This window comes from Gymnodinialimonas ulvae (assembly GCF_037543845.1).
Lineage (GTDB): Bacteria > Pseudomonadota > Alphaproteobacteria > Rhodobacterales > Rhodobacteraceae > Gymnodinialimonas > Gymnodinialimonas ulvae.
Genome location: NZ_JBBIFX010000002.1, coordinates 122,940 through 147,141, shown reverse-complemented (window position 1 = coordinate 147,141; position 24,202 = coordinate 122,940). Strand labels below are relative to the sequence as shown.

Below are 24,202 nucleotides of genomic sequence, written 5' to 3'. Positions count from 1 at the left end.
CTTACTGGAACCGCGTCCAAAGGGCGTCTTCCCCAAGCTTCTCGACAAAGGCCGCATGCGCGGCCTTTTCGCTTTCGGACAGACGCGACGGAAGTGCAGCCGCGCGCTGGGTCGGTCGCCAGTTCTGATCGCGATCCGAGGCGGATTGACGGGATTGGGTTTGCGCCAGCGCGAAGTCGGGCTGCTTGCCACCGGTCAGTTCAAGATAGACCTCGGCCAGGATTTCAGAGTCGAGCAGGGCGCCGTGCTTTTCGCGGGCCGAATTGTCGATCCCGAACCGGCGGCACAGGGCATCCAATGATGCCGGCGATCCAGGGAAGCGGCGACGCGCAATTTTGAGCGTATCAAGCGCCTGATCATTGGGGAGGAGCCGGTGGCCGGACCATTCGAGTTCAGCATTGAGAAAGCGCATATCGAATTCGGCATTGTGGATGACCATCTTTGCGTCACCAACAAAATCCAGGAATTGCGGCGCAATATCGGCGAACGCCGGTTTGTCGGCGAGGAAATCCATTCCGATGCCATGCACCTCGAACGCTTCGGTCGGCATGTCGCGGTCGGGGTTGATGTATTGGTGGTAAGTCTTGCCGGTGGGAACCTGATTGAACAGCTCGACCGCGCCGATTTCGACGATCCGGTGACGAGGCGTGTCGAAGGGGTTCAAACCGGTGGTTTCGGTATCGAGAACGATTTCTCTCATGTCAGCTCAGCAATGATGGAGTTCACTGCATCTTGTGCCACATCAATTGTGGAAGTGTCTATGATGTAGTCGGCTTTGCGCCGCTTCTCGGCATCGGGCACTTGACGCGATAGGATGGCGTCAAAATCTTCGTCGGTCATTGTGCCACGCGCCAAGACGCGCGCCTTTTGGGTTTTGGCATCGACACTGACCACGGCAACCTTGTCACACCGCGCTTCAAGGCCGGTTTCGAAAAGCAGTGGAACGTCCAGGACGACCAATCCGTTATGGCGTTTCAGGAAATCCGCACGGACTTGCGCGACGAGGGGGTGAATGATGGCGTTGATCTGATCCAAAACGCCGGGATCTTTCGCGATCAAGGTGCGGAGGTAGGCTCGATCAACATGCCCGTCGGGCCCGACGCTTCCGGGAAAAGTGGCGTGGAACAGCTTTGGCGCAGGACCGGTTGGGGCGTAGAGCGCATGAACAGCGGCGTCCGCATCCCAGACCGGAATGCCGGCATCGCGAAACATCTGGGCGGTGGTGCTTTTGCCCATCCCGATCGACCCTGTCAGGCCAAGGATCGTTGTCATCCGCCAAGTACCGCGGCGCGGAGGTCGTCATCGACCATTGGGGTATAGCTGAACCAGCGTTCGAAGCCGGGGACAGCTTGGTGCAACAACATGCCCAACCCGTCGACGGTTTCGCAGCCCCTCTCCGCCGCATTGCGCAAAAGATCGGTTTCGAGCGGTGCATACACGATGTCGGTGACAACGGTGGGCGGCGATAAGCGCGACAGGTCAATCGTAAGCGGGGCCTGGCCAGTCATGCCTAGAGCCGTTGTGTTCACGATCAGGGCCGTATCACGGATGAAATCGGGGATTTGCGTCCAGTCGATAGGAGAGACCCGCGCGCCGAATTGCTCACGCAGAGCGTCGGCGCGCAGCCGGGTTCGGTTGGCGACATGGATAACGGGCGCGCCATCGGAGATCAGCGCGGAGACAATCGCCTTGGCCGCACCGCCAGATCCAAGGACCAGCGCAGGACCGGCGGATGCGGTCCAGCCGGGCAAGGATTGGCGAATGTTCGACAGAAACCCCATACCGTCGGTATTGTCGGCCTGAATCAGACCATCCGACCGAACGGTTAACGTATTTGCAGCCCCGATAAGGGCGGCGCGATCTGTGACGGTATCGGCCAGCGCCAGCACTTGTTCCTTGTGGGGCAGCGTAACGTTTGCGCCGACGAACCCCATCCGGGGCAGAACGCCCAGCACTTCGGCCAAATCCTGATGACCGACGTGGAGCGGGACGTAATGACCGGGCAATCGATAGCGCTTGAGCCAATGGCCGTGCAGCTTCGGGGACAGGGAATGCGAAACCGGGTCGCCAATCACGCCGGCCAGAGGGATGGAAGGTTTGGTCATGGCGATAACATACCGCGCAATCGCAGATGGGAAAGGACATCAAGCAACGGCAAGCCCAGAACCGAGAACCAATCGCCTTCGATCCGAGAGAACAGCCGGGCACCGACGGCTTCGGCCTGATAGGCGCCGACGCAATAGGACACGTTTGGCCAGGCGGTATCGAGATAGGTGGCAATCTGATCGTCGGAGAAAGTGTGCATGGTCATACGAACAACGCCGACATGACGCCAAACCGGTTTGTTTTCTTCATAAAGCACGGCTGCGGACATCAGATGATGCGTTTGACCTTGTAGCTGTTTCAGCTGCTCGAAGGCCTCGTCCTTATTTGACGGTTTGGCGAAGACACGGCGCTTGACGGAGAGGATTTGATCACACCCAAGCACGAGCGCATCAGGCGGTGCGCTCTCGGCCACGCGGCGCGCTTTGAATTCGGCCAATGTGTCAGCGATGTCCCTTGGTCCTGCGTCTTCTGCCTGCAACGATTCGCGGATGGCGTCTTCATCTATGCGGGCAGGGCGCGATTCGATGTTCAGGCCGGCATTTTCAAGAAGCTGCCGTCGGATCGGAGAGGCCGATGCTAGGATAAGATCGATCATCTTTTGGGGAACTCTGTGGAAATTTCACGGGACAACGCTGGAGCCAATGTGAAGGACTCCGCCCGTTGCCGCGTCAAGTCGGAAGTTACGCGATTTTCGCCTCGCGCTTCCGCAATTTACCCCCGGGTACGATTGTGAAAGCGTAGAACATGGTTAATGGTTTCGCCCACAAACGTTAAAGGGCTCAAGAGAAGATATTCTCAGGAATACTTCACATATGTTATTGATTTTTATGTATTTTAACTCGTTATCCACATATTCAGGTCAGGTGCTGAAGTTTCACACACCTCAGAAAACCTTGTGGATGAAACCGGGAAATCTGGGTTCTCCCGGAAATCCACGGCCCTACTACCAACAACAATAAAGATTCTTTCTTTCTTGTTTTATAGGGTGGATGGAGAGCATCGCGCGAGTTGACAGAGAAAAGCGAAGTCCTTACCTGCAACCTTGCGCTCCGTTCGGAGTGGCTGCTTCTCACATTGAATGATGGACACCACGCTCCTGTAAAGGACGTCGTGCGTTGGATGACCCCCTATGACAACTGAATCCCTGAGCCTTGCTGATCTGAAAGCGAAATCCCCAAAAGACCTTTTGTCTATGGCGGAAGAGCTTGAGATCGAAAATGCCTCGACCATGCGCAAGGGCGACATGATGTTCGAGATCCTGCGGGAGCGTGCTGAGGAAGGATGGGAAATCTCCGGTGACGGTGTTCTTGAGGTGCTTCAAGACGGGTTCGGATTCCTGCGCAGCCCTGAAGCGAATTACCTGCCGGGCCCAGATGATATCTACGTCTCGCCTGATATGATCCGTCAGCATTCGCTTCGCACGGGCGATACGGTCGAGGGCGTTATCACCGCCCCTAAGGAGAGTGAGCGGTATTTCTGCCTGGTGAATGTGTCATTGATCAATTTTGAGGCACCGGAAAAGGCTCGGCACAAGGTGGCGTTCGACAACCTGACCCCGCTTTATCCCGATGAACGCCTGACGATGGAGATCGAGGACCCGACGATCAAGGATCGCTCGGCGCGAATCATCGACCTTGTTTCACCGATCGGGAAAGGCCAGCGGAGCCTGATCGTGGCGCCGCCGAGGACGGGTAAGACGGTTCTGTTGCAGAACATCGCCAATTCCATCGAGAGCAACCATCCTGAATGTTACCTGATTGTTTTGCTGATCGATGAACGGCCCGAGGAAGTTACCGATATGCAGCGGTCGGTGAAGGGCGAAGTGATTTCGTCGACCTTCGATGAACCTGCAACGCGCCACGTGGCGGTGTCGGAAATGGTAATCGAAAAGGCCAAGCGTTTGGTGGAGCATAAGCGGGACGTGGTGATCTTGCTGGATTCAATCACGCGTCTGGGCCGTGCGTTCAACACCGTTGTCCCGTCGTCGGGCAAGGTTTTGACCGGTGGTGTTGATGCCAACGCGCTACAGCGTCCAAAGCGTTTCTTTGGTGCCGCGCGAAACATCGAAGAAGGTGGATCGCTGACCATTATTGCGACGGCGCTTATCGATACCGGCAGCCGGATGGACGAGGTGATCTTCGAAGAATTCAAAGGCACCGGTAACAGCGAGATCGTTCTGGACCGCAAGATTGCGGACAAGCGAGTGTATCCGGCGATGGATATTCTCAAGTCGGGGACGCGGAAGGAAGATCTGCTCGTCGATAAGGGTGATCTGCAGAAGACCTTCGTGCTGCGCCGGATTCTGAACCCGATGGGGACGACGGATGCCATCGAGTTTCTGATTTCGAAGTTGAAACAGACGAAAACGAATTCGGAATTCTTCGATTCCATGAATACCTGAACCAAAGGGTGATGTGATGCAGACCATTTTCGCCCTGGCAACGGCCCGGGGGAAGGCGGGCGTTGCAATCATGCGGGTGTCTGGACCGGAGGCGTTTGCCATCGGGTGCGCGCTGTGTGGGAGCTTGCCGGGCGCGGGGCGTCATGGTTTGCGGGTTGTCATGTCGGAAGACGGCGCGATCCTTGACCAGGCTTTGGTGCTTGTCTTTGAGGGGCCCAACAGTTTTACCGGAGAGGACGTTCTGGAGCTTCACTTGCACGGCAGTGTAGCCGTCATCCGGGCTGTTGAGCGTCGGATCATGGCGACCGGGCTGGCGCGGGAAGCGGAGGCTGGCGAGTTCACCAAGCGAGCGCTTATGAACGACCAGCTTGATCTTGCGCAGGTCGAAGGTCTTGGCGACCTGGTTGAGGCGGAAACGGAAGCGCAACGACTTCAGGCGCAGCACGTGTTTTCCGGTGCTTTGTCGAAGAAAATGAATGACTTACGGGCTACTGGACTTCGAGCAGCCGCGCTTGTAACCGCGACGATTGATTTTGCGGATGAAGAGGTTCCTGTGAATGTAGCACCGGAGGTTCTGGATCTCTTGGATCAGCTGAATAGCGAGCTTACCGCGGAAATTGACGGGTCCCATATTGCAGAACGGGTTCGGGATGGCTTTGAGGTCGCTATTCTTGGTGCACCGAATGCAGGTAAATCAACATTGCTCAACGCTCTGGCAGGCCGCGATATCGCGATTACGTCCAATGTGGCCGGCACGACGCGTGATATCATAGAGGCTCGGTTGGATATTGCCGGGCTTGCAGTAACGTTTTTGGACACCGCCGGTTTGCGTGAAACGGCGGATGAGGTGGAAAAGATTGGTGTGTCTCGTGCGATAGATCGCGCGATAGATGCGGATCTGAGGATTCTTTTGGCATCCAACGGGTTTGAGCTTCCGGCGCGACTTCAGGACAAGATTGATCTCACCTACGGAGCGAAGGCCGATGTGACCGGCGCAGGTGGTGTATCTGGTCTGACGGGAGAGGGCCTTGATCGTCTCATCTCCGATGTGTCCGCACTTTTGTCGGAACGCGTGGTGCAGGTTCGAGCTACGATCTCGGCGCGACAAAGAGGCGGAATGCAGCGTGCGAGATCGGAGTTTATCGCGGCGGGTGAGGTTATGCGTGGCGTTGGCGAAGTTGAGATTGTGGCGGAGCATATTCAAGATGGGCTGCGGGCGCTTGACTCGGTAATTGGTCGCGTTGATGTAGAGAATATCCTTGGCGAAATTTTCTCTCGGTTTTGTATCGGGAAATAGGAGTGTTTCACGTGAAACATCCAAGCTTCGATGTTGTTGTCGTTGGTGGAGGCCATGCTGGCGTGGAAGCCGCCGACGCGGCTCGGCGGGCTGGTGCGCGCACTGCACTGGTCACTTTGCGACAGGCTGATCTTGGAGTCATGTCCTGTAATCCAGCGATTGGTGGTTTGGGGAAGGGCCATCTGGTACGTGAGATTGACGCGCTCGGCGGTGTCATGGGCCGTGCTGCTGATGCATCCGGTATCCAGTATCGTTTGCTAAACCGGCGAAAAGGTGCAGCGGTGCAGGGCCCGCGAACGCAATCGGACCGGGTTCTGTACGCTCAGGCCATCCAGGATCATGTTGCCGTGTTGGATGACCTTACGTTGATTGAGGGCGAGGTTGCTGATCTGCTTGTACATGACGGCCGCTCCGTTGGCGTCACCTTGGCAGACGGTAGTGAGGTCGGTGCGCGTGCTGTGGTTCTGACGACGGGCACGTTTCTGCGCGGGATTATCCATATCGGGGACCGGAAAATCGAAGGCGGCCGTATGGGGGATCGCCCTGCTGTTAAGCTTGCGGAGCGGATGGACGCGATGAGCCTTCCTATGGGGCGCCTCAAGACGGGAACCCCGCCCCGCATAAAAAGCAGCTCTATCAACTGGGATATACTCCAGGAACAGAAAGCGGATGAGGATCCAACGTTTTTTTCATTCCTGACCAACAGGGTTCAGGCGCGGCAAGTTGCTTGTGGGATCACGCATACCAATAGTCGAACGCATGACATCATAGAGAAAAACCTGTCCCGTTCCGCGATGTATGGGGGCATGATCGAAGGTGTGGGGCCGCGGTATTGTCCGTCGATTGAAGACAAGATCGTTCGGTTCAGTGATAAGGAGTCACACCAGATTTTCCTGGAGCCTGAAGGTCTGACTTCGGATGTCGTCTATCCAAATGGGATCTCAACGTCGCTTCCAGAGGATGTGCAAGACGCCTATGTGCGGTCGATCGCTGGCCTGGAGGCGGCTGAGATACTGCAGCCGGGTTATGCAATTGAATATGATTACGTGGATCCGACTTGCTTGTCAGCTCAGCTGGAGCTTCGCGCCTGTCCCGGGTTGTATCTAGCGGGTCAAATCAATGGGACAACGGGATATGAAGAGGCGGCGGCGCAAGGGTTGGTGGCCGGTTTGTCCGCCGCTTTGGAGTCTCAGGGGCGCGATGCGGTGCACTTTAGGCGCCGAGAAAGCTACATCGGAGTAATGATCGACGACCTGATCACGCGTGGAGTGGCTGAGCCTTACCGAATGTTTACCTCGCGTGCGGAGTACCGATTGTCGCTTCGTGCCGACAATGCCGATGAGCGATTGACGCCGATTGCTTCTGATCTGGGACTTATCGACCAAGAGCGCCGGACGGTGTTTGAGGCCAAGATGGACCGATTGGAAAAGGGTCGGGAGCTTCTTGGTGGGTTTACCGCAACACCCAAGGAGGCGAATGAAGCCGGAATTTCGGTTAATGCAGACGGTAAGCGCCGCACAGGTATGGAATATCTTGCGTTTCCGGATGTTCAGGTTTTCGATCTTGCGCCGATTGCGCCGAGGATCAAGGATTTGGATGCATCGACTGCGAAGCAGCTTAAGATAGAGGCGACCTATGCGACTTACGTTGCGCGCCAGCAGAGGGATGCGCAAGCGTTGGAGCGCGATGAGGCAAAGCAAATTCCCGGTGATTTTGCCTATGAGGACGTGATCGGATTGTCGAACGAATTGCGGTCGAAGTTATCGCGAGTACAACCTGCAACGCTTGCTCAGGCCGGCCGGATCGATGGGATGACTCCAGCGGCACTTGCCTTAATCTTGACGCAGCTGCGGAAGATTGATCGGAAATCGGCGTGACCGAAGAAGACGCCAAAGCTTGGCTGGCACATCATGTTTCACGTGAAACATTGGAGCGGCTACAGGTCTATTACGACCTCCTTCAAAAGTGGCAGCGCACGGTCAATCTAGTCGCGCCAGCAACCTTGGATGAGGCATGGAGCAGGCACTTTGTCGATTCGGCACAGCTTTTCCAGATCGCACCACGTTATTCAACGAACTGGCTTGATCTCGGGTCGGGCGGTGGTTTTCCGGGCTTGGTGATTGCGGCCATGGGCACCGAAAACGATCCCGACTATCGTGTGACATTGGTCGAGAGTGACATCAGAAAGTGCGGTTTTCTAAGGGAAGTGGCGCGAAAAATGGGTGTCACAGTTCATATCCTTTCGCGTCGCATCGGTGATATCCCGAAGCAATTACCGGATGTCGTGTCCGCGCGTGCTTTGAGCGATCTATCCACGTTGATCGACCATGCCAAACCGCATCTGACACCGAAAACGCAGCTGCTGTTTTCAAAAGGTCACGCTTGGCGGGAAGAGGTTGAAACGCTACCGATACGCTGGCAAAGCATCTGTGAACCCGTGCCGAGTGTCACCCATCCTGATGCGGTGATCCTGAGATTCGATACCAGCCAGTTGAAAGACGAGGCCTGAAATGCGCATCGTTGCGATTACAAACCAAAAAGGCGGCGTCGGAAAAACGACGACGGCGATCAATCTTGGCGCGACGCTTGCTTCGATGAAGTTCAGGGTTTTGATCGTCGACCTGGATCCTCAAGGCAATGCGTCCACGGGATTGGGAATCGATCCGGCGGATCGTGTGAAATCTACATACGATTTGCTTTTGGACGGTGCCGATCTTGCCGACGTTGCCCAGAAAACACAGGTCGATGACTTGTGGATTGCCCCTGCGACGACGGATTTGAGTTCAACCGATATTGAGCTCGGCCAGCGAGATAACCGGGTATTTCTTTTGAAAGAGGCATTGGCGCAAGCAGTTCCGTACGACTACGTGTTGATTGATTGCCCGCCCTCGTTGAGCCTTCTGACGTTGAACGCGCTGACCGCGGCGCATTCCCTACTTGTGCCATTGCAGGCGGAGTTTTTTGCGCTTGAGGGGCTCTCGCAGCTGATGTTGACGGTGCGCGAGGTGCGCGAAACGGCCAATCCAGCGCTTCGGATCGAAGGTGTAGTTCTGACGATGCATGATGCGCGGATGAACCTTAGCAAGCAAGTCGAGGATGACGCGCGCGCAACACTAGGGGAGTTGGTGTTCGACACGATTGTTCCCCGCAACGTGCGTCTGAGCGAAGCGCCATCATTTGCCCTGCCCGTGATTTCTTATGACCCTGCGTCAAAGGGCAGTCAGGCTTACATTGATCTGGCGAATGAGTTGCTTGATCGCGAACCTCAGACCCAGGAGACCGCATAATGGCACGATCAACCGAGAAACGGGGTCTGGGCCGGGGATTGTCTGCGCTGATGGCGGATATTGACGCGGGAGGCGATACGCCGACTCCAACGAGTGCAGCGGGTGTTCAAGCACGCCCGGACCGCACGTTGCCAATTGAGGACCTGCGTGCCAACCCGGATCAACCCCGTCGGATGTTCCGCGATGATGAGTTGCGGGAGCTTGCGCAATCGATCGAAGAGCATGGAATCATTCAGCCGTTGATTGTGCGTCCGGATCCAAACGATTCGACCAAATTTCAAATCGTCGCGGGTGAGCGCCGGTGGCGTGCCGCGCAAATGGCGAAATTGCATGATGTGCCTGTGGTGGTTCGTGATTTCGATGAAGATGAACTGCTTCAGGTCGCCATCATTGAAAATATTCAGCGCTCTGATCTGAACCCGATGGAAGAGGCGCAAGGCTACAAGCAGCTGATGGATCGGTTTGGGCACACGCAGCTCGAGCTTTCGACTGCGATGGGCAAAAGCCGTAGCCATCTGGCGAATGTGATGCGGTTGCTGCAGTTGCCCGATGAAATTCAAACCATGGTGCGTGACGGGCAACTTAGTGCAGGTCATGCGCGGGCTTTGCTGACCGCCAATGATCCAATCGCCCTGGCGCGCCGCGCCATTGCAGAAGCGCTTTCGGTCCGTGCGGTTGAGAAGGCTGCAAAGTCCTCTGCCGAAACAGGTGCCTCAGGTGCCGCTGGTAAGCGGACCCCTTCAGAGAAGGATGCCGATACGCGTGCGCTGGAGGCTGATTTGACCGCCGCACTTTCGACAAAGGTGAGCATTGATCACAATACGCAATCTGGTACGGGAAAAATATCTATTCATTACAAAGACTTAGAGAAGCTTGATGACTTGATGAAGCTCCTCAGTGCGCCTTGAAGTCTAAGCAAGAAGCTCTCTGAGAATAGCGTTCAGGACGGGGCGGCCAGGCCTGGTGGCTTTGAGGCGCTGACCCGCGTGCTCGACAAGCCCAAGTTCTTCGAGGCGCTCTATGCGATGGCCGTCAATTGGACCGCTATTCAAGCGCGCGAAACGGGCAAGATCAGAGCCTTCCGCGAGCCTTAACGACATCATCAGATATTCCTCAGCCTGTTCCTGCGCAGTGATCGGAACGGCAGCGCGCTCCCCCGTACCATCGGTCTTGACTGCGTCAAGCCAGCGCTTTGGTGCAAGATATGTCTCGGTTGCGACGCGTTGGCCGTTTTGAGTGATCCGCCCGTGAGCACCGGGGCCAATACCGACAAAGTCACCGCAACGCCAATAGATCAGGTTGTGCCGCGATTGATCCATGTCTGCCGCGTGGTTGGAGATTTCATAAGCGGGCAGGCCAGCCGCATCACACAGCTCCTGGGTCAGGTCGTAAAGATCGGCAGACAGATCTTCATCGGGCAACCCTTTCAGTCCACCGGCATTGTGCCGGGTGCCAAAAGCCGTCCCTGGTTCGATCGTGAGTTGATAAAGGGAGAGGTGATCGGTTCCCCAAGACAGTGCCTCGGACAATTCAGAACGCCATTGCGACAGCGACTGATCTTGCCGCGCATAGATCAGATCGAAACTGACCCGGTCAAAGCACGCCCGCGCAACATCGTAAGCTCTGCGGGCCTCCTCCACCGAATGAAGCCGGCCAAGCCGACGCAGATCTTCGTTGTTGAGCGCCTGGATCCCCATGGAAACGCGTGACACGCCCGCGTCCCGAAACGCCCGGAATCGACCCGATTCAACGGACGATGGGTTCGCTTCGAGCGTGATTTCAATATCGTTGGCAACAGGCCAGTGTGCGCGGACAGCGGAGAGAATCTGATCAACCGTTTCCGGCGCCATAAGCGATGGCGTTCCACCGCCGAAAAAGACGCTTTGCAAGGTTCGGTCAGCGGTTCGGAATTTGACGCGTTCAAGTTCGCCCAGATAAGCGGTTAGCCAGGCGGCGTGATCGATCTTTGCGGCGACATGGCTGTTGAAGTCGCAATAAGGGCATTTGGCCTCGCAAAACGGCCAATGGATGTAGAGCCCAAATCCCCCGGCCTCCCAATCAGCCATCGCCGAAGAGTTTCACCAACTGTGCAACGGCGCGCGCGCGATGACTGATCTTGTTTTTCTCCCAACGATCCATCTCTCCGAACGTGATGTCATAGCCATCGGGCTGAAAGATCGGGTCATATCCATGGCCCTGATCCCCGCGCATGGGCCAAACGACCTGTCCTTCCATGACGCCAGGACAAACTTCGTCGTGCCCGTCAGGCCAAGCCAGAACAAGCGTGCAGCAGAACCGTGCGGTGTGCGGCGTGGGCGCGCTCGTTTCGATCAGTTTTTGGTGGGTCAGACGCATGGCCATGTCGAAATCGCGCCCGTCTGGGGTTTCGGCCCAATCCGCCGTGTAGACTCCTGGCGCGCCGCCGAGAGCATCGATTTCGATCCCGCTGTCGTCGGATAGCGCTGGCAGGCCGGTTGCCTTGGCCGCGGCATGGGCCTTGATCCTGGCGTTTTCGACAAACGTGGTGCCGTCCTCGGGCGGTTCGGGCAGGTTGTGATCCTTGGCGCCCGTCACAGTGATGCCGAACGGGTCGAGCAAGTGCTTCATCTCATCAAGCTTGCCTTGGTTGTGAGTTGCCACCAAAAGCTCGGATCCGGTAAAACGTCGCATCAGGTCGTTGCCGCATTTTGTGCGGTAACAAGTTCGGCCACGCCTTTTTCGGCCAGCGAGTAGAGCTGATTGAACTCCTCGCGCGAAAAGGTTGCGCCCTCGGCGCTGGCCTGTAGTTCGACCACCTGACCTGCGCCTGTCATGATGAAATTGCCATCGGTTCCCGCTTCGGAATCTTCCGGATAATCCAGATCCAGAACGGGTTGCCCGGCAAAAATACCGCAAGATACGGCTGCAATGTTGTCGGTGATCGGATCGGCGATGATGTCGCCTGCCTTGAGCAGCTTGTTCACCGCAAGGCGCAGCGCCACCCAACCGCCGGTGATCGATGCGCACCGCGTGCCGCCGTCGGCTTGGATCACGTCGCAATCCACAGTGATCTGACGTTCGCCAAGCGCGTTGCGATCGACACAAGCGCGCAAGGAACGACCGATCAGGCGCTGGATTTCCTGCGTCCGACCCGATTGCTTGCCAGCGGCGGCTTCCCTGCGGCCCCTGGTATGCGTCGCACGGGGCAGCATGCCGTATTCGGCAGTCACCCACCCCTGACCGGAATTGCGCAGAAACGGGGGAACACGCTCTTCCAGAGACGCAGTACACAGGACGTGTGTATCGCCACATCGGATCATGCAAGATCCTTCGGCATGGCGCGTAACGCCGGTCTCAATGGAAATCGGGCGCATTTCGTCTAGGTTTCGACCGGAAGGGCGCATAAATATCTCCTGATATTTCTTTGGCGTTGCTGTGCGGGGATAATCCGGCAGGCTGACGGCTCGCAACCCTGAATGGACGAGTTCAACGATTGAAACAATGACCGAGCAAGGCAAAATCCTCGAAGAGTTGAATGACCGATCCCGCGAAGTATTTCGGCGGATCGTCGAAGGCTACCTGGACAGTGGTGTACCGGTGGGTTCGCGGACCCTGACGCGTACGATGTCTGAAAAGGTGTCTGCGGCGACGATCCGCAATGTCATGCAGGATCTTGAATTTCTCGGGCTCCTCGACAGCCCGCATACCTCCGCGGGGCGCGTGCCGACGCAGACCGGTCTGCGGATGTTTGTGGACGGCTTTCTGGAAACCGGCGATCTGTCGAATGACGACAAGACGGCCCTGCATGAGACGCTTGGAAACAACGCATCTGACGTGCCTGCACTGCTGGATAGGGTCGGTTCCGCGCTATCGGCGGCCACCCATGGTGCCAGTCTTGTGCTGACCCCGAAACACGAAGCACCGATTCAGCACATCGAATTTGTACCGCTGTCGCCTGATCAGGCGCTGGTGGTTCTGGTGTTCTCGGATGGGCATGTTGAAAACCGGCTGTTCACGCCGCCCCTTGGAACGACACCCAGCGCGATGCGCGAGGCGGCCAATTTCCTCAACGCCCGGATCAGTGGGACAACGGTCACCTCAATCCGGGCGCAGCTGGAAGCGGATATGGAAACGCGACGGCGTGAGATTGATGATCTCGCCTCCGGGCTTATCGATTCCGGTTTGGCCGTTTGGGACGAAAATGATCAGCAATCGGCCCGTCTGATCGTTCGGGGGCGAGCGAATCTTCTTTCTGACACGCCCGAGGCCGAGGACCTGGACCGAATCCGGACGCTGTTTGATGACCTCGAACGCAAACGTGATATCGCTGAATTTCTCGAATTAACCGAAGAAGGCGACGGCGTGCGCATTTTCATCGGCTCAGAGAACAAGTTGTTCTCACTTTCGGGTTCCTCTCTGGTGGTGTCTCCCTATATGAACGCTGATCGAAAGATAGTTGGTGCCGTGGGTGTCATCGGACCCACGCGCCTGAATTACGGCCGTATCGTCCCGATCGTGGATTATACGGCGCAGCTGGTCGGGAAATTGATATCCGACCGCACGTGAGAGGGTGACATGGGCGAGCCGAAAGAAGACGAGTATTCCGAACCGAAAGTGACGCTGGCCGAAGACGGTCTGGGCGACGCGCCGGATATCGACATCGGGGACGACGATATCGCCGATCCCGGGGCCGAGGCGGTGATCAAAGCGCTGGAAGCCGAGCGAGATGAACATCGCGACCGTATGTTGCGCGCCTTGGCGGATGCCGAAAACATGCGCAAACGCGCAGATCGGGATCGGCGTGAGGCCGAGCAATATGGCGGCTCAAAGCTCGCGCGGGATCTATTGCCGGTCTACGATAACCTGCACCGTGCACTTGAAGCCTCCGACGACGCCTCGAAAGAGACCGCGGGTGCGCTTATCGAGGGTGTGGAGTTGACGCTGAAAGAGTTGCTGAACGTCTTCGGCAAGCACGGCATTACGCCGATCCAGCCGGAAGTTGGCGATGCCTTTGATCCACAACTGCATCAGGCCATGTTTGAAGCGCCGGTACCGAACACCAAGGCTGGCGATATTATTCAGGTCGCCGCAACGGGGTTCATGCTTTACGATCGGTTGCTGCGTCCCGCGCAGGTCGGGGTGTCGTCTACTCCGGCGGGCTAAGTTTCGCCTTGAGCTCATAAAGCAAGGTCAACGCCTCGCGCGCCGTCATCTCATCGGGATGTACGGCGCGCAGTTTTTCCTCTACCTCGGATGGTTTGCTGATCCGTGGTGGTGGCGCAGGGGTCGCCCTGAAGAGCGGCAGATCATCAATCACCGCCTTGCGCTTCCCGCCTTCCCGGTCCCCTTCTTCCAATGCGTCCAACACCACCTGCGCACGGTCTATGACCGCGTCGGGTAGACCCGCAAGCTTCGCGACCTGCACCCCGTAAGAGCGATCCGCAGCGCCGTCGCGGACCTCATGCAAAAAGACAACGTCGCCCTCCCATTCCATCACGGCCATGGTCGCATTTCTCAACCCGTCCAGCTTGGCAGAAAGTGATGTCATCTCGTGGTAATGCGTGGCGAACAGCGCGCGACAGGAATTTGTGTTGTGCAGATATTCCAAAGTGGCCCAGGCGATGGACAGACCGTCATAAGTCGCCGTTCCTCGACCGATCTCGTCGAGGATGACAAGCGCCCGGTCGTTTGCCTGGTTCAGGATCGTGGCTGTTTCCACCATTTCAACCATGAAAGTCGATCGACCCCGTGCCAAATCATCGGAGGCCCCGACACGACTGAACACCTGGCTGATCAGACCGATTTTCGCCCGATTTGCAGGCACGAAACTGCCGATCTGAGCCAGAATCGCGATCAAAGCATTCTGGCGCAGATAGGTCGATTTACCTGCCATGTTCGGACCGGTGAGAAGGCTGATCGCCGCGCCATCCTCTGCGGTCAGTTCGCAATCATTGGCAACAAAGGGCTGCCCGTCTCGGGCAAGCGCAGCCTCAACCACCGGGTGGCGTCCGCCTTCAATTTCGAATGCGCGGTCCTCGGTCATCTCGGGCTGAACCCAATCCCCTTCGCGTGCCCGGCGGGCCAGACCACCGGCCAGATCAAGTTCCGCCAGACCACGTGATGTATCGCCGACCCGATCCTGTTGATCCAATATTGCGTCGCGCAAGGACGCGAACAGCGTGCGCTCAATCTCAAGCGCGCGGTTCCCGGCATTCAGGATTTTGGTTTCCAGTTCCGACAACTCGACGGTCGTGAAGCGTACGGCATTTGCTGTGGTTTGCCGGTGAATAAAGCGGTCTGAAAGCGGCGGGTTCAGCATCTTTTCGGCGTGTGTTGCCGTTGTTTCGATGAAGTAGCCCAGAACGTTGTTGTGTTTGATCTTGAGGCTCTGGACCCCAGTTGCCTCGGAATATTCGGCCTGCATGGAGGCGATGACGCCGCGCCCTTCGTCACGCAGGGTTCGCGCTTCGTCGAGCTCATCGTGATATCCGCGTGCGATCATGCCACCTTCGCGCAGTTGAACGGGCGGCTCAGCAACCAAGGCGGCGTCGAGAAGATCAATAAGACCAGCATGTCCCGCAAGGCCGTCGCTGGCATCGGCCAGAAGCGTGGGGAGGTCAATGGTTTCGAGCCGTTCGTGCAAGCGCGCGGCCCCTATCAGGCCATTGCGAATGGCTGCGAGATCCCTTGGACCTCCGCGGTCAAGCGCGAGGCGCGAGAGTGCGCGATCAAGGTCTGGGATGCGGCGCAGCTCTGCTTCAACATGATCTCTAATCAGCGTATCAGAGACAAAAAACGCAACAGCGTCATGCCGTCTGCGGATCGTGTCGAGGTCTGTAGATGGGCCTGTAAGCCGCCGCTCCAAAAGGCGGGCACCACCAGCGGTCAATGTACGGTCAATGACGGAGAGTAAGGAATTCGCACGGCCTCCAGACAATGCATGCGTCAGTTCCAGATTGCGTCGTGTCGCGGTATCAAGCTGCAACAACCGATCCGCCACTTGTTTGCGCGGAGCCCGAAGAAGCGGCAATGCCCCTTTCTGCGTAAGGTCCAGATAGTCGATCAGCGCGCCCATGGCGCAAAGCTCGGGCCGAGTGAAGAATCCGAACCCTTCGAGCGTCGACACATTGAACAAACTGGTTAGCCGTTTTTCGGCGGACGACGAGTCGAATGAACCGGGGGACAAGGGCGTCACGGCTGCGCCGAGTTCAATCATCGCATCTTGGCGCATGACCTCCATTCCATTGGAAACCAGAACTTCCTTCGGCGAAAGCCGCGCCAGTTCCGGGCCAAGACGTACCGACGGGCAGGTCATCACACGAAAATCGCCAGTGGAAATATCGCACCAAGCGAGCGCTCCATCGCCACGGACTTCGGCATAGGCGGCAAGATAGTTGTGCCGACGCGCCTCAAGAAGGGTATCTTCGGTGAGCGTACCCGGCGTCACGAGCCGAACGACATCGCGTTTTACAACCGATTTCGAACCGCGCTTCTTGGCCTCGTCGGGGCTTTCCAATTGCTCGCCTATGGCGACGCGGAATCCCTTGCGGATCAGGGTCAAAAGGTAGGATTCGGCACTATGGGCGGGCACGCCACACATCGGTATATCATCGCCGTCGTGTTTGCCGCGCTTGGTTAACGCAATGTCCAGCGCCTCGGCTGCGGCGACGGCATCATCGAAGAACATCTCGTAGAAGTCACCCATCCGGTAGAACAGGATCGCATCCGGATGCTGCGCCTTGATCTCAAGATACTGCGCCATCATCGGCGTGACTTGCGCGTTCATGATCCGCACCCCCCGGTCAGAAACTACGAAACGCCGCGCCCGGATTGAAGCGCAATCGGTTGCGAATTCGGCAAGGGCCGCGCTATGCCGGTCCGGCACCGCAAAGAAGGGCAATCACATGGCCGACAAGCAGAAGATCACGCGTGAAGAGGCGCTGGCCTATCACCTTGAGCCCACTCCGGGAAAGATTGACATCAACGCGTCCACACCGATGGCCACGCAACGCGACCTTTCGCTAGCCTACTCGCCCGGTGTGGCCGTGCCTTGCGAAGTGATCGCGGAAAAGCCCGAGACGGCGTATGATTACACGACCAAGGGGAACATGGTTGCGGTGATTTCCAACGGGACGGCGGTTCTGGGCCTCGGAAACCTTGGTGCGCTGGCGTCGAAGCCAGTGATGGAGGGAAAGTCGGTGCTGTTCAAACGGTTCGCCGATGTGAACTCCATCGATATCGAGCTTGATACCGAGGACGTCGATGAATTCGTAAACGCCGTGAAACTGATGGGGCCGACATTTGGGGGAATTAACCTTGAGGATATCAAGGCGCCCGAATGTTTCATGATCGAACAGCAACTCAAAGAGATCATGGACATCCCGGTGTTCCACGACGATCAGCACGGCACGGCGGTCATTTGTGCGGCGGGGTTAATTAACGCGCTGCACCTCAGCGGGAAAAAGATCGAGGAGTGTCGAATCGTACTGAACGGCGCCGGAGCTGCCGGGATCGCATGTATCGAGCTTTTGAAAGCCATGGGCGCGCGGCATGAGAATTGCATCGTTTGCGATACGAAAGGCGTGATTTATCAAGGCCGTACCGAGGGTATGAACCAGTGGAAATCGGGCCATGCGATTTCTACGAAGCTGCGCACGCTCGAGGACGCGATGGAGGGGGCGGACGTATTCCTGGGTGTCTCGGTCAAGGGTGCCGTTACGCCGGATATGGTAAAGAGCATGGCCGACAATCCGGTGATCTTCGCGATGGCGAACCCTGATCCTGAAATCACGCCGGAAGAGGCGCAGGCGGTACGCGCGGATGCCATCGTTGCAACTGGGCGCTCGGACTATCCGAACCAGGTCAATAACGTGCTCGGCTTCCCGTATCTTTTCCGCGGTGCTCTGGACGTCCACGCGCGTGCCATCAATGACGAGATGAAGATTGCCTGCGCGCGCGCTCTTGCGGAACTCGCGCGAGAGGACGTTCCCGATGAGGTCGCGATGGCCTATGGCCGCAAGCTAAGCTTCGGGCGGGATTACATTATTCCGACGCCGTTCGATCCACGGCTGATCTATACCATTCCGCCCGCTGTGGCGCAGGCGGGGATGGACACGGGTGCTGCGCGGCGGCCGATCATTGATCTGGATGGCTATGCGCAAGATCTGCAGGCGCGCATGGACCCTACATCTTCGATCCTTCAGGGCGTTTATGCGCGGGCCAAAAATGCGCAGGCGCGGATGATCTTTGCCGAGGGCGATGATGTTCGCGTGTTGCGTGCTGCGGTGGCGTATCAGCGGCAGGGTCTGGGCAAGGCGTTGGTTGTTGGGCGCGACGCGGATGTGAAGGAAAAGCTCGAAGGGGCAGGTCTTGGCGATGCGGTGCGTGAACTGGAAATCGTCAATGCGGCCAACACGCGTCACTTGGAGACCTACAAGAATTTTCTCTATGAGCGGCTGCAGCGCAAGGGGCATGATCCGAGCGATATTCACCGCCTCGCGTCGCGGGATCGGCACGTCTTTTCCAGCTTGATGCTGGCCCATGGGCATGGCGATGGATTGGTAACGGGCGCGACGCGGAAATCAGCGCAGGCGCTTGAAATGATTGGAAAAGTCTTTGATGTCCGGGCCGAGGATGGCGCGGTTGGAGTGACGGCGCTTTTGCATAAGGGGCGTATCGTGTTGATCGGGGATACCTTGGTGCATGAATGGCCGAGCGATCAGGACCTCGCGTTGATTGCGGAGCGGGGCGCGGCGGTTGCGAAGGGCCTGGGGATGGAGCCACGGGTGGCGTTCGTCAGCTTCTCGACCTTCGGGTATCCGGTGTCGGAACGGGCCGAAAAAATGCACCATGCGCCTCGGGTTCTGGACGAAAAAGGTGTGGATTTTGAATACGATGGCGAGATGACGGTCGATGTTGCGCTGAACCCGGCGACGCGGGAGCAATACCCGTTCAACCGCTTGTCCGGGCCCGCGAATATCCTTGTTGTACCGGCACGGCATTCGGCGTCGATCTCGGTGAAATTAATGCAGGAAATGGCCGGTGCCACTGTGATCGGGCCGATTCTGACAGGGTTGGATCGGCCGGTTCAGATTGCGTCGACGGTTTCGACCGCGAATGACATTCTGAATATGGCGGTGATGGCAGCGTGCGAGATTGGGCGGGTCTGAGGCCCGAAACCGGCATGCATTTTTCTGTAGTTTATTTGTAGTTTTTTCGTAACTCATCGCGCAGGCGTGCCGCGGATACGAGAAGGCCCCCGACCGGTGACGGCGGGGGCCTTCTTCGCGTGAGTGAGCGGGATTTCACCTACCCCGCGAAGATCGTGCTTCGGTTAATCCTTGATTGAATCCCAGAAGGTTTTGACCTTGTCGAAGAAGCCCGACGCGTTCGGGTTGTTGGATTTCTTCAGACTGTCATCAAGCTGGTTCAGCAGCTCCTTTTGCTCGGTGGTCAGGTTCACCGGCGTTTCGACCTGCATCTCGATATACATGTCGCCCTGACCCGGACCGCGCAGGGCGGGCATGCCCTTGCCGCGCAGACGCATTTGGCGACCCGATTGCGATCCTTCGGGGACGCGCACGCGGGACCGGCCCCCGTCGATCGTGGGCACTTCGATCTCGCCGCCAAGTGCTGCGGACACCATCGAGACGGGCACACGACAGAAAAGGTCCATGCCTTCGCGTTGGAACAGGGTGTGATCTGCGACTTCGACAAAGATGTAGAGGTCGCCCTGCGGACCACCGCGCAGACCGGCCTCGCCTTCGCCGGACAGACGGATGCGGGTCCCGGTTTCGACACCGGCGGGGATGTTCACGCTGAGCGCGCGTTCTTTCTCGGTGCGTCCCGCGCCGCCACAGGTGCGGCACGGGTTCTTGACGATCTGCCCCATACCCGAACAGGTCGGGCAGGTGCGTTCGACGGTGAAAAAGCCCTGCTGCGCGCGGACCTTGCCCATGCCGGAACAGGTCGGACAGGTGGTGGGTTCGGCGCCCGCCTCGGACCCGGTGCCATCACAGGCCTCGCAGGCGGTGGAGGCGGGAACGGTGATCTGCTTGGTCAGGCCCGAAAATGCATCTTCGAGAGAGATTTTCAGGTTATAGCGCAAGTCCGAGCCACGGCTGGCACGGCTGCGCCCGCCGCCGGGGCGACCGCGTTGACCGCCCATGAAATCGCCGAACAGATCTTCGAACACGTCCGAAAAGGCGCTGGCGAAATCGCCCTGCCCGCCGGCATTTGGACGCGGGCCACCGCCCATGCCACCGTCGAAGGCGGCATGACCAAAGCGGTCATACGCGGCTTTCTTGTCGGCATCCTTGAGGACGTCGTAGGCCTCGTTCGCTTCCTTGAACTGCGCCTCGGCGTTGGGATTGTCGGCGTTGCGGTCGGGATGCAGTTCCTTTGCCTTCTTGCGATAGGCCTTTTTGATCGCATCCGCATCGGCACCTTTGGCGACGCCCAGCACTTCGTAATAATCGCGTTTTGCCATGGTTTTCCCTTTTGAAAACACATGAGCCGGCCGGGGACATCCCCAGCCGGCCGCATGGGGTCAAACAGCGATCAGCCGCGTTTGCGGTCGTCGTCGAGGTCTTCGAAATCGGCATCCACGATGTCTTCGTCGACACCGCGCTGCTCTTCTTCGTCCTCGGCGTCATCGTCGGAGGCGGCCGCTTCGGCGTTCTCCTGTTCCGACTTGTAGATGGCTTCGCCCAGACGCATGGCCGCTTCGGTCACGTTCTGAATGCCGCCCTTGATCTTGGCGGTTTCGTCGGTCTCCAGCGTCTCTTTCAGAGCGTTCACCGCCAGTTCGATGGCCTCGATCGTGGAGGCATCGACCTTGTCGCCATGCTCTTCCATCGACTTCTCGGTGCCGTGGATGAGGCTTTCGGCCTGGTTGCGGGTTTCCACAAGATCCTTGCGATCCTTGTCGGCCTCGGCGTTGTCCTCGGCTTCGCGGACCATCCGGTCGATGTCATCATCCGACAGACCACCGGAGGCTTGGATCGTGATCTGCTGCTCCTTGCCGGTGCCTTTGTCCTTGGCGCCGACCGACACGATGCCGTTGGCGTCGATGTCGAAGGTCACCTCGATCTGCGGCACGCCGCGAGGGGCGGGTGGGATGTTTTCAAGGTTGAACTGGCCGAGCATCTTGTTGTCTGCGGCCATTTCGCGTTCGCCCTGAAACACGCGGATCGTCACGGCGTTCTGGTTGTCTTCCGCGGTCGAGAAGATCTGCGACTTCTTGGTCGGGATCGTCGTGTTGCGGTCGATCAGGCGGGTGAAGACACCACCCAGCGTTTCGATGCCAAGCGACAGCGGCGTGACGTCGAGCAGGACAACATCCTTGACGTCGCCTTGCAGAACACCGGCCTGAACCGCGGCGCCCATGGCGACGACTTCGTCGGGGTTCACACCCTTGTGGGGTTCCTTGCCGAAGAAGTTGGTCACCTCTTCGATCACCTTGGGCATACGGGTCATGCCGCCCACGAGGACGACTTCGTCGATCTCACCCTTCGACAGGCCCGCATCCTTGAGGGCGGCGGCGCAGGGCTTGAGCGAAGCCTTGATCAGGTCGGAGACCAGGCTTTCCAGCTTGGCGCGGGTCAACTTCATGACCATGTGCAGCGGCTGTCCATTGGCGCCCATCGAGATAAACGGCTGGTTGATCTCGGTCTGGGTCGAGGAGGACAGCTCGATCTTGGCCTTCTCGGCGGCTTCCTTCAGGCGCTGCAGGGCCATCTTGTCCTGCGTCAGGTCGGTGCCGTGTTCCTTTTTGAACTCGTCCGCGAGGTAGTTGACGATGCGCATGTCGAAATCTTCACCGCCGAGGAACGTGTCGCCATTGGTGGATTTCACTTCGAAGAGGCCGTCGTCGATTTCGAGGATGGTCACGTCGAAGGTGCCGCCGCCGAGGTCATAGACCGCGATGGTCTTGGTCTCTTCCTTGTCGAGGCCATAGGCGAGCGCGGCTGCGGTCGGTTCGTTGATGATGCGCAGCACTTCGAGACCAGCGATCTTGCCGGCGTCCTTGGTGGCCTGACGCTGGGCGTCGTTGAAATAGGCGGGCACGGTGATGACCGCCTGCGTGACGTCTTCGCCGAGGTAGGATTCTGCGGTTTCCTTCATCTTCTGAAGGATGAAGGCGGAGATCTGCGAGGGGGAATATTTCTCACCCTTGGCTTCGACCCAGGCGTCACCGTTGCCGCCGTCGATGATGGCGAACGGCAGGTTTTTCTTGTCCTTCTCGAGGTGTTCGTCGTTGATCCGGCGCCCGATCAGGCGCTTGACGCCGAAAATCGTGTTCTCCGGATTGGTGACGGCCTGACGCTTGGCCGCCTGGCCCGCGAGGCGTTCGTCATCCGTGAAGGCGACGATGGAGGGGGTCGTGCGCGCCCCTTCGGAATTTTCGATCACGCGCGGCTGCGAGCCGTCCATGATTGCAACGCAGGAATTGGTTGTACCGAGGTCGATACCGATAACTTTGGCCATGTGTCATGTCCCTTTCTTAAAGCGAACTGGCGGGAGCGGGTCCGACCCTGCGGCCCCCGTGCCGCCATTGCCAATGACTGAAGTGGGCGCATAGGTGCCCGTGCGAGTTTGGAGGGTATATAAGTAGCGGGTTTTGGGGCTGCAAGCGTCGCGGTGCAGGGGATTTTACAATGAGTGTCGATGTTGGCGGGATCACGGTGCATCAAGGCTTGCTGGAGCCGTCGCAACAAGAGGCGCTGGTGGAGCAGGTGCGCCGCGTTGCGCAGGCCGCGCCGCTGTTCCGGCCGGAGACGGCGCGGGGTCGGAAAATGAGCGTTCGGATGACCTCGGCCGGGCGGTATGGGTGGATTTCGGACCGGGCCGGGTATCGCTACGAGCGGAGGCATCCCGAGGGGTTGGAATGGCCACCGATCCCCGCCATTGCGATGGATGTCTGGCGCAATGTGTCGGGCGTGGCCCGTGATCCGGAAAGCTGCCTGATCAATTTCTACGACGCGGACGCGAAGATGGGGATGCATCAGGATCGTGACGAGGCGAATTTCGAGATGCCGGTCGTGTCGATTTCGCTTGGCGATGAGGCCTTGTTCCGCGTCGGCGGGCCTGGGCGCGGCGGGAAGACCCAATCGATCTGGCTGAGATCGGGGGATGTCGCGGTGATGGGTGGCGCGGCGCGTCTGAATTACCACGGGATCGATCGGCTGCGTCCCGGGTCGTCGCGCCTGTTGCCGAACGGGGGGCGGATCAACCTGACCCTGCGGGTTGTCGACTGAGCATCAGCGCTTTGCGTTCCAGCTCGCCGAGGCATGCAGGCGGGTGTAATGTTCGAGCATCATGCCGATGAGCAGGAACACAAGCGACATGTAAAGCGGGTAGTCGGCGCTTGTGTTGTGCGGCACGTAATTCACGAAAACATGGCCGCGCATCTGGTCGATGATGTGGAACAGCGGATTCCAGGTGAAAACCGGAAGCATCATCGCGGGCATCATGTTTGCCACGAACATCTTGCCCGAGAAGATCATGTTGGCGCGGATATAGACCATCGACAGGATGTTGATGAATTCCGGGAACCAGCTTTTGAGCGCCATGAAGATGATGCCAAGAACCACACCTGAAAACCACACCAGCAGGAACATGCCGAGCGCGCCGGGCCAGTAGTGAATTTCGACGGGTTCGATCAGCGTATGGATCAGCAAAAGGATGCACAGAAGCGAGACGAATTGCGTGTAGAGCGAAGCCAATCCGGCGGAGGCGATGGAGACAAGCGTGTTCATCGGGGCGTGCTGCATCATGTCCGACGTTGGCCCATCGGCCATCATCACCTGTCGCAGCGTCTGGATATGGGTCAGGTAGATGAAGATCCCCGACATCAGATACAGCAGGTAATTGCCACGGATCGCCATGCCGCGCCCGCCCAGAATGCTGAACATGAAGTAGAATGCGGCAATGAACAGAAGGCTTTGCACCACCGAAAGCGCAATGGCGAGGATGGCATTGCCGTGGGTCTTGCGGACTTTGCGCGCCGTCGCGTGAAACGTGACCTCACAGAAATTGAAGATCAGCCCGACCATCGACCGGGTCTTTCGGGAGGATACGAACATCGAAAATCCTTGCCTGCCTAGAGCGGGTCGTGCGGTGCCCTTGTTT

21 protein-coding genes are annotated in these 24,202 nt (G+C 58.1%); 10 read left to right on the top strand and 11 right to left on the bottom strand.

Annotation, left to right across the window (positions count from 1 at the left end):
* Position 1: 1 nt before the first annotated feature.
* From dnaQ to V8J83_RS10455, 4 genes are read right to left on the bottom strand one after another with little or no spacing between them, the layout of a single operon-like run.
* Positions 2-700 carry a DNA polymerase III subunit epsilon gene (gene dnaQ / locus V8J83_RS10470; RefSeq protein ID WP_339986237.1) on the bottom strand — a complete coding sequence of 233 codons (699 nt, stop codon included), beginning with the start codon at positions 698-700 and terminating at the stop codon, positions 2-4.
* Positions 697-1,272: a dephospho-CoA kinase gene (gene coaE, locus V8J83_RS10465; protein ID WP_339986235.1), complete on the bottom strand. Its 576-nt coding sequence runs from the start codon at positions 1,270-1,272 to the stop codon at positions 697-699. Before coaE ends, dnaQ begins: the two co-directional genes overlap by 4 nt.
* Positions 1,269-2,105, bottom strand: coding sequence for a shikimate dehydrogenase (locus V8J83_RS10460; RefSeq protein WP_339986233.1), 837 nt, complete (start codon positions 2,103-2,105; stop codon positions 1,269-1,271). Before V8J83_RS10460 ends, coaE begins: the two co-directional genes overlap by 4 nt.
* Positions 2,102-2,701: a Maf family protein gene (locus tag V8J83_RS10455; RefSeq protein ID WP_339986232.1), complete on the bottom strand. Its 600-nt coding sequence runs from the start codon at positions 2,699-2,701 to the stop codon at positions 2,102-2,104. Before V8J83_RS10455 ends, V8J83_RS10460 begins: the two co-directional genes overlap by 4 nt.
* A 534-nt stretch (positions 2,702-3,235) precedes the next feature.
* Here V8J83_RS10455 and rho point away from each other — a divergent pair.
* From rho to V8J83_RS10425, 6 genes are read left to right on the top strand one after another with little or no spacing between them, the layout of a single operon-like run.
* A complete protein-coding gene (gene rho, locus V8J83_RS10450; RefSeq protein WP_339986231.1) occupies positions 3,236-4,507 on the top strand; it encodes a transcription termination factor Rho in 1,272 nt (423 codons plus the stop codon).
* A gap of 16 nt (positions 4,508-4,523) precedes the next feature.
* On the top strand, positions 4,524-5,804 hold the full coding sequence (gene mnmE / locus V8J83_RS10445; protein ID WP_339986230.1) for a tRNA uridine-5-carboxymethylaminomethyl(34) synthesis GTPase MnmE: 1,281 nt from the start codon (positions 4,524-4,526) through the stop codon (positions 5,802-5,804).
* A 2-nt stretch (positions 5,805-5,806) separates the two neighbouring features.
* Positions 5,807-7,681, top strand: a complete 1,875-nt coding sequence (gene mnmG, locus V8J83_RS10440; protein WP_339986229.1) for a tRNA uridine-5-carboxymethylaminomethyl(34) synthesis enzyme MnmG — start codon at positions 5,807-5,809, stop codon at positions 7,679-7,681.
* On the top strand, positions 7,678-8,313 hold the full coding sequence (gene rsmG, locus V8J83_RS10435; protein WP_339986228.1) for a 16S rRNA (guanine(527)-N(7))-methyltransferase RsmG: 636 nt from the start codon (positions 7,678-7,680) through the stop codon (positions 8,311-8,313). Before mnmG ends, rsmG begins: the two co-directional genes overlap by 4 nt.
* A 1-nt stretch (position 8,314) precedes the next feature.
* The gene (locus tag V8J83_RS10430; protein ID WP_339986227.1) at positions 8,315-9,091 is read left to right on the top strand and encodes a ParA family protein; all 777 of its coding nucleotides are present in this window, start codon (positions 8,315-8,317) and stop codon (positions 9,089-9,091) included.
* Positions 9,091-9,999, top strand: coding sequence for a ParB/RepB/Spo0J family partition protein (locus tag V8J83_RS10425; protein ID WP_339986226.1), 909 nt, complete (start codon positions 9,091-9,093; stop codon positions 9,997-9,999). The genes V8J83_RS10430 and V8J83_RS10425 overlap by 1 nt, the downstream gene beginning before the upstream one ends.
* Before the next feature lie 3 nt (positions 10,000-10,002).
* Here V8J83_RS10425 and hemW read toward each other — a convergent pair whose 3' ends face one another.
* Genes hemW through rph form a run of 3 tightly spaced genes read right to left on the bottom strand, consistent with a single transcriptional unit; the run spans position 10,003 to position 12,474 of the window.
* Complete coding sequence (gene hemW, locus V8J83_RS10420) at positions 10,003-11,157, bottom strand: radical SAM family heme chaperone HemW (RefSeq protein WP_339986225.1); 1,155 nt, start codon at positions 11,155-11,157, stop codon at positions 10,003-10,005.
* The gene (rdgB, locus tag V8J83_RS10415; RefSeq protein WP_339986224.1) at positions 11,150-11,761 is read right to left on the bottom strand and encodes an RdgB/HAM1 family non-canonical purine NTP pyrophosphatase; all 612 of its coding nucleotides are present in this window, start codon (positions 11,759-11,761) and stop codon (positions 11,150-11,152) included. The genes hemW and rdgB overlap by 8 nt, the downstream gene beginning before the upstream one ends.
* Entirely contained in the window at positions 11,761-12,474 is a 714-nt protein-coding gene (gene rph, locus V8J83_RS10410) for a ribonuclease PH (protein WP_339987001.1), read from the bottom strand. The genes rdgB and rph overlap by 1 nt, the downstream gene beginning before the upstream one ends.
* 97 nt (positions 12,475-12,571) lie before the next feature.
* On the opposite strand from rph, the gene hrcA reads away from it, so the two are divergent.
* Positions 12,572-13,636 carry a heat-inducible transcriptional repressor HrcA gene (gene hrcA, locus V8J83_RS10405; protein WP_339986223.1) on the top strand — a complete coding sequence of 355 codons (1,065 nt, stop codon included), beginning with the start codon at positions 12,572-12,574 and terminating at the stop codon, positions 13,634-13,636.
* A gap of 9 nt (positions 13,637-13,645) precedes the next feature.
* A complete protein-coding gene (locus tag V8J83_RS10400; RefSeq protein WP_339986222.1) occupies positions 13,646-14,233 on the top strand; it encodes a nucleotide exchange factor GrpE in 588 nt (195 codons plus the stop codon).
* On the opposite strand, the gene mutS is transcribed toward V8J83_RS10400, so the two are convergent.
* Entirely contained in the window at positions 14,217-16,856 is a 2,640-nt protein-coding gene (gene mutS, locus V8J83_RS10395; protein WP_339986221.1) for a DNA mismatch repair protein MutS, read from the bottom strand. The genes V8J83_RS10400 and mutS overlap by 17 nt on opposite strands.
* Positions 16,857-16,974: 118 nt before the next feature.
* Here mutS and V8J83_RS10390 point away from each other — a divergent pair, with 118 nt between their 5' ends.
* Entirely contained in the window at positions 16,975-19,239 is a 2,265-nt protein-coding gene (locus tag V8J83_RS10390; RefSeq protein WP_339986220.1) for an NADP-dependent malic enzyme, read from the top strand.
* A gap of 164 nt (positions 19,240-19,403) precedes the next feature.
* On the opposite strand, the gene dnaJ is transcribed toward V8J83_RS10390, so the two are convergent.
* On the bottom strand, positions 19,404-20,558 hold the full coding sequence (gene dnaJ, locus V8J83_RS10385) for a molecular chaperone DnaJ (protein ID WP_339986219.1): 1,155 nt from the start codon (positions 20,556-20,558) through the stop codon (positions 19,404-19,406).
* A gap of 71 nt (positions 20,559-20,629) precedes the next feature.
* A complete protein-coding gene (gene dnaK, locus V8J83_RS10380) occupies positions 20,630-22,558 on the bottom strand; it encodes a molecular chaperone DnaK (RefSeq protein WP_339986218.1) in 1,929 nt (642 codons plus the stop codon).
* A gap of 170 nt (positions 22,559-22,728) precedes the next feature.
* Here dnaK and V8J83_RS10375 point away from each other — a divergent pair, with 170 nt between their 5' ends.
* A complete protein-coding gene (locus V8J83_RS10375) occupies positions 22,729-23,328 on the top strand; it encodes an alpha-ketoglutarate-dependent dioxygenase AlkB family protein (RefSeq protein ID WP_339986217.1) in 600 nt (199 codons plus the stop codon).
* 3 nt (positions 23,329-23,331) lie between these two features.
* Here V8J83_RS10375 and V8J83_RS10370 read toward each other — a convergent pair whose 3' ends face one another.
* Positions 23,332-24,156: an ABC transporter permease gene (locus V8J83_RS10370; protein ID WP_339986216.1), complete on the bottom strand. Its 825-nt coding sequence runs from the start codon at positions 24,154-24,156 to the stop codon at positions 23,332-23,334.
* Between the last annotated feature and the right edge of the window lie 46 nt (positions 24,157-24,202).